The sequence below is a fragment of the Streptomyces sp. ATLC9 genome, from assembly GCF_057196705.1.
In genome coordinates this window covers 1-5,385 of sequence record NZ_JBXUOY010000321.1, presented here as the reverse complement: position 1 = coordinate 5,385, position 5,385 = coordinate 1, and the positions used below count along the sequence as shown (strand labels likewise).

5 protein-coding genes and 1 pseudogene are annotated in these 5,385 nt (G+C 73.1%); 5 read left to right on the top strand and 1 reads right to left on the bottom strand.

Annotated features, from left to right (window positions below; all coding sequences use genetic code 11):
• Nucleotides 1–202 (top strand): annotated as a pseudogene (locus AC2CJA_RS23615) (methionine ABC transporter ATP-binding protein); the annotation flags it as partial.
• The gene (locus tag AC2CJA_RS23610) at nucleotides 195–1,229 is read left to right on the top strand and encodes an ABC transporter ATP-binding protein (protein WP_484604700.1); all 1,035 of its coding nucleotides are present in this window, start codon (nucleotides 195–197) and stop codon (nucleotides 1,227–1,229) included. The pseudogene AC2CJA_RS23615 and the gene AC2CJA_RS23610, both read left to right, overlap by 8 nt.
• A 27-nt stretch (nucleotides 1,230–1,256) precedes the next feature.
• On the opposite strand, the gene AC2CJA_RS23605 is transcribed toward AC2CJA_RS23610, so the two are convergent.
• A complete protein-coding gene (locus AC2CJA_RS23605; protein WP_484604699.1) occupies nucleotides 1,257–3,488 on the bottom strand; it encodes a S9 family peptidase in 2,232 nt (743 codons plus the stop codon).
• A gap of 292 nt (nucleotides 3,489–3,780) precedes the next feature.
• Between AC2CJA_RS23605 and AC2CJA_RS23600 the strand changes: the two genes are divergently transcribed.
• Genes AC2CJA_RS23600 through AC2CJA_RS23590 form a run of 3 tightly spaced genes read left to right on the top strand, consistent with a single transcriptional unit; the run spans nucleotide 3,781 to nucleotide 5,314 of the window.
• On the top strand, nucleotides 3,781–3,975 hold the full coding sequence (locus tag AC2CJA_RS23600; RefSeq protein WP_241716512.1) for a hypothetical protein: 195 nt from the start codon (nucleotides 3,781–3,783) through the stop codon (nucleotides 3,973–3,975).
• Nucleotides 3,976–3,998: 23 nt separating this feature from the next.
• On the top strand, nucleotides 3,999–4,934 hold the full coding sequence (mshB, locus tag AC2CJA_RS23595; RefSeq protein WP_484604698.1) for an N-acetyl-1-D-myo-inositol-2-amino-2-deoxy-alpha-D-glucopyranoside deacetylase: 936 nt from the start codon (nucleotides 3,999–4,001) through the stop codon (nucleotides 4,932–4,934).
• Nucleotides 4,931–5,314, top strand: coding sequence for a DUF6113 family protein (locus AC2CJA_RS23590; RefSeq protein ID WP_484604697.1), 384 nt, complete (start codon nucleotides 4,931–4,933; stop codon nucleotides 5,312–5,314). The genes mshB and AC2CJA_RS23590 overlap by 4 nt, the downstream gene beginning before the upstream one ends.
• The last annotated feature ends 71 nt before the right edge of the window (nucleotides 5,315–5,385 follow it).

Genomic DNA, 5,385 nt, shown 5'->3' with positions numbered 1-5,385 from the left:
TCAGGGGCTGCCGCCGAGTCTGACGAGCGTTCCCGCCGGGTGCGCGTTCAATCCGCGCTGTCCCAGGGCCCAGGAGGTGTGCCGCACCGACACACCCCCCCTGCACCAGGTGATCGCCGGACCCGGTGACACCGGTGGGACCGTCCCGGCCGGGCCGCGCGCCAGCGCCTGCCACTTCTGGAAGGAGACCATCCATGGCTGAGCCCGTCCGTGGTGGTGAGCCGATTCTGGAGGTGCGGGATCTGGTGAAGCACTTTCCGTTGACGCGGGGGGTCGTGTTCAAGCGGAAGGTGGGTGCGGTGCGGGCGGTGGACGGTGTGTCGTTCGTGCTGCGTCAGGGGGAGACGCTGGGGATCGTGGGGGAGTCGGGGTGCGGTAAGTCGACGGTGGCGAAGCTGTTGATGAGTCTGGAGCGGCCGACCTCGGGGGAGATCCTGTACAAGGGGGAGGACATCTCCCGGTTGTCGGGGCGGGCGTTGAAGGCGGTGCGGCGGAACATTCAGATGGTGTTCCAGGATCCGTACACCTCGTTGAATCCGCGGATGACGGTGGGGGACATCGTGGCGGAGCCGTTCGAGATTCATCCGGAGGTGGCGCCGAGGGGGGACCGGCGGCGGCGGGTGCGGGAGCTGCTGGATGTGGTGGGGCTGAATCCGGAGTACATCAACCGGTATCCGCATCAGTTCTCCGGTGGTCAGCGGCAGCGGATCGGGATCGCGCGGGGGCTGGCGCTGAATCCTGAGGTGATCATCTGTGATGAGCCGGTGTCGGCGCTGGATGTGTCGGTGCAGGCGCAGGTGGTGAATCTGATGGAGCGGTTGCAGGACGAGTTCGATCTGTCGTACGTCTTCATCGCGCATGATCTGTCGATCGTGCGGCACATCTCGGATCGGGTGGGGGTGATGTATCTGGGGAGGATGGCCGAGATGGGGTCGGATGTGGAGATCTATGATCATCCGACGCATCCGTATACGCAGGCGTTGTTGTCGGCGGTGCCGCAGCCGGATCCGGAGTTGCGGGAGCGGCGGGAGCGGATTCTGCTCAGTGGGGACGTGCCCTCGCCGGCGGATCCGCCGTCGGGCTGCCGGTTCCGTACGCGGTGCTGGAAGGCGGAGGAGCTGTGCGAGCGGCGGGAACCGCCGCTGGTGCGGCTGGCCGGCGACCGCGAGGGGCACCTGACGGCCTGCCACTTCCCGGAGAACGGGCCGGAGGGCAGGACGGGCCCGTGAGGGTCCGCGGCCGCCCTCCCGGGGCGGCTACGCCAGGCCCAGCGACCTCCTGAGGAAAGCCACCTGGAGCAGCAGCAGGTTCTCGGCCACCTGCTCCTGCGGGGTCATGTGCGTCACCCCGGACAGTGGCAGCACCTCGTGCGCCCGGCCCGCCGCCAGCAGGGCCGAGGACAGCCGCAGGGTGTGGGCGGCCACCACGTTGTCGTCGGCCAGGCCGTGGACGATCATCAGCGGCCGGTGCGGATCGGCCGGCGCCGACAGCCCCTCGTCGGTGACCAGGGAGTTGGCCGCGTACAACTCCGGCCGTTCCCGGGGCAGGCCGAGGTAGCGCTCGGTGTAGTGGGTGTCGTACAGCCGCCAGTCGGCGACGGGCGCGCCTGCCACCGCCGCGTGGAAGACGTCCGGGCGGCGCAGTACGGCCAGCGCGGCCAGGTAGCCGCCGTAGGACCAGCCGCGGATGCCGACCCGGTCCAGGTCCAGGGGGTGACTTTCGGCCAGGGCGTGCAGGGCCTCGACCTGGTCGTCCAGGGTGGTGCCCGCCAGATCGCCCGCGACCGCCTTCTCCCAGGCGGGGGAGTTGCCGGGGGTGCCCCGGCCGTCCGCGACCACCACGGCGAACCCCTGGTCGGCGAACCACTGCGAGGTCAGGTGCGCGTTGTGCGCGGCCACCACGCGCCGGCCGTGCGGGCCGCCGTAGGGGTCCATCAGGACCGGCAGCACCCCGTCGCCGTCGCGGTATCCGGTCGGCAGCAGCACCGCGGCCGGAATCCGCCGCGCGCCCGCGCGCAGCAGCCGGGGACGGGCGGTCAGCACGGGCGTCTCGGCACGGGAGGCGATGACGGCCGGCGCGGCCGGGGCGCCCTTGCCGGTCCCGGGCAGGCGCAGTACCTCGACGCGGGCGCCGGGACGGTCCAGGGCCGCGGTGGAGAGCACCACGGTGTCCCCGCCGCGGACGGCGGAGGCGATGTGCGCCGCGCCCTCGGGGGAGACCCGCTCCCAGCCGTCCCGGCCGCCGTCGCCGCGGAACCGGGCGCGGTGGACGGCGATCTCGCCCACGGGGGAGTCCTCCGGCGCGTCCGGCCCGGCGGAGGCGGAGAACAGCACGTCCTCGTCGCCGACGTCCAGCACCGCGTGCACGTGCAGGGCGGCGGAGGTCAGACGCCGGTCCCCGACCACCAGGACGCGGGCCCCGGCCTCGTCGGCGATCCGCACCAGGCGCCCGTCGGGCGTCCAGGCGGGCACGCCGGTGAAGAGCTCCAGCCATGCCGGGTCCTCGTCCGCGTGCAGCGGCGCGGTGCGGCCGGTGGCGGTGTCGACGGTCAGGTAGAGGTGGCTGCGCTGGTCGCGCGACTGGACGAGCAGCAGGGGCGGCCCGGCGGCCGACCAGTGGACGCGCGCGAGGTAGGGGTGGCTGACGCGGTCCCAGACCACCTCGGTGCGGCCCGCCTCCCCGGCTCCTTCCCCGTCACCGTCCCCGTCCCCGACGTCGAGCAGATGGAGCGTCACCTCGGCGTTGTCCGTGCCGGCGGCCGGATAGGCCATCTCGGACGGCTCGCTCCCGGGGTCGGCCGGGTCGGCGATCCACCAGCGCCGCACGGGTGAGTCGTCCACCCGGGCGGCCAGCATCCGGGTGCCGTCCGGGGACCACCAGAAGCCCCGGGAGCGGTCCATCTCCTCGGCCGCGACGAACTCCGCCAGCCCCCAGGCCGTACGGCCGTCACCGCGGTTCCCCTCGGGCCCGGCCAGCGCCCGGTCGTTCCCGCCGTCGCGGTCCACCACGCGCAGGACGCCGTCCGCCACATAGGCGACGCGCCGGCCGTCGGGGGAGGGGCGGGGGTCCACCACCGGAGTGGGGGTGGGCAGCTCGCGTACGGCGGCCGTGCGCAGGTCGGCGGTGAACAGCCGCCCGGACAGGGCGAAGGCCGCCGTCTCCACCGCGGAGTCGGTCGCGTAGCCGACGACCCCGGCCGACCCCTCGCGGCTCCGCTCGCGCCGGGCCCGCTCCTCGGGCGACAGCTCCTCGTCCGCTCCGCCGAGCAGCCGCGCCGGATCGGCCACCGCCCGCTCCCCGTCCCCGGGCCCGCCGGCGTCACCGGACCCGCCGAAGTCCCGCACCCACAGCAGGTTCGCCCGGTCGGTGCCGCCGCGGGAGCGGAGGAAGACGATCCGGGAGCCGTCCGGGGCCACGGTGAAGGCGCGCGGCGCCCCCAGGGTGAGGCGCTGCGTTCTGGCGTACTGGCGTGGAAACGACATGACCATGGGGCGAGCGTACGGCGTCGCGGGGCCGCTTCCCGGCGGTGTGTCCGCCGCCGGCACCGAGCGCCCGCCGGATGCCTTCCGAACGCCTTCCGGGCAGTCCGGGGAAGGGGACGTGTCCAAGGTCACACAGGTGTGCGCCCCTCTTCTGCACCCGTGCACCGATCCATGCCGACTCACGGAAAGTTATGATCCGTTGCGCATGGTTCGCGATGGGGTATGTAGCTCCAGAACCGTCCTGTCGTACAAGCGTCCTGATTCCGTGTCGACCGCGCGCTCTTGGAGGTGAACCGCCGTGGCACTCTCGATTTCGGCGGTGGTGCTGCTGGCGATCATCGTCTTCCTGCTGATCAAGAAGTCAGGGCTGAAGACCGGACACGCACTGGTCTGCATGCTCCTGGGCTTCTACGTGGCCAGTTCGTCGATCGCTCCCACCATCAGCGAACTGACCTCGAACGTCGCGGGCATGATCGGCAGCATCAAGTTCTGACACCGGCGGCGTAGGCTCGCCCCATGACCGAGCTCCCCCTGCGTCGCCTGATGCTGGTCCACGCGCACCCCGACGACGAGTCGATCACCAACGGCGTCACCATGGCCCGATACGCCGCCGAGGGTGCGCTGGTCACCCTGGTGACCTGCACGCTCGGCGAGGAGGGCGAGATCATCCCGCCGGCCCTGGCGCATCTCGCGGCCGACCGCGAGGACGGGCTGGGACCGCACCGGATCGGTGAACTGCGGCACGCCATGCGGGAGCTGGGCGTGGCCGACCACCGCTTCCTGGGCGGTCCCGGGCGCTACCGGGACTCGGGGATGTTCGGCACCCCGGCCAACGAGCGCCCCGACTGCTTCTGGCGGGCGGACGTCGACGAGGCGGCCTCCCATCTGGTCGAGGAGATCCGTCAGGTGCGCCCCCAGGTACTGGTCACCTACGACCCGGACGGCGGATACGGCCACCCCGACCACATCCAGGCCCACCGGGTCGCCATGCGCGCGGTGGAGCTGGCGGCCGACCCCGCGTACCGCACGGAGCGGGACGGAAGGCCCCACCGGATCGGGCGCGTCTACTGGAACTGCGCGGCGCGCTCGGCGGTCGAGGAGGGCTTCGCCCGGCTGCGTGCCGCCGGCGGCGGCCCCTTCCCGGAGTCGGCCTCGGCCGAGGACGTCCCCGGCGTGGTCGAGGACGTGGAAGTGGCCGCCGTCATCAAGGGCGGCGAGACCGAGGCCGCCGCCAAGGCCGCGGCGATGCGCGCCCACGCCACCCAGATCGTGGTGGCCGACTCCGCGTCCGGACCGCCCGGGTCCTTCGCCCTGTCCAACCGGCTCAGCCAGCCCCTGCTGCACACCGAGTACTTCCGGTCGGCGGACGGCGCGGACACTCCGGGCGAGCCGCTGCGCGACCTCTTCGAGGGGCTGGTGGGGGCGGACGGAAGGGCGGAGGGCCCGCGGTGAGGGCGCGTGGGGCGCGGATCGCCGCATACGCGGTACTGGCCGTGCTGGGCGCGGTGGTGGCCGTCGCGGGCACCCTCGTCCAGGCCGGCTGGTTCCCGCTGGGGGTGCTGCTGGCGCTCGGCGGGTCCGTGGCGCTGTTCCTCGGCGGCGCGCGGCTGACGGGCACGAGGATCGGAGCGGCGGCCCCGGCGGGCGGCTGGATGCTGGTGGTGCTGCTGCTGACCACATCGCGTCCCGAGGGCGACTTCGTGTTCGGCACCGGGGGAGGCACCTACTTCTTCCTGCTGGGCGGGATGCTCGCCGCTGTGGCGTGCGCCACGGTCGCGCCCTCCGGGTACTTCCCGTCCGCGGGCCCCGCGGACCCTGTGAAGAGAAGGTGAAACGGCCGGTCACGGGCCGTTTCCGCCGGTCGGCCTCCGGCCGGCGACCGGCTCCCGGGGCGCCGGCGACC

Coding starts and splice junctions, on each gene's coding strand:
- mshB (WP_484604698.1), top strand. CDS start 3,999: ATGACCGAGCTCCCCCTGCGTCGCCTGATGCTGGTCCACGCGCACCCC.
- AC2CJA_RS23605 (WP_484604699.1), bottom strand. CDS start 3,488: ATGGTCATGTCGTTTCCACGCCAGTACGCCAGAACGCAGCGCCTCACC.
- AC2CJA_RS23610 (WP_484604700.1), top strand. CDS start 195: ATGGCTGAGCCCGTCCGTGGTGGTGAGCCGATTCTGGAGGTGCGGGAT.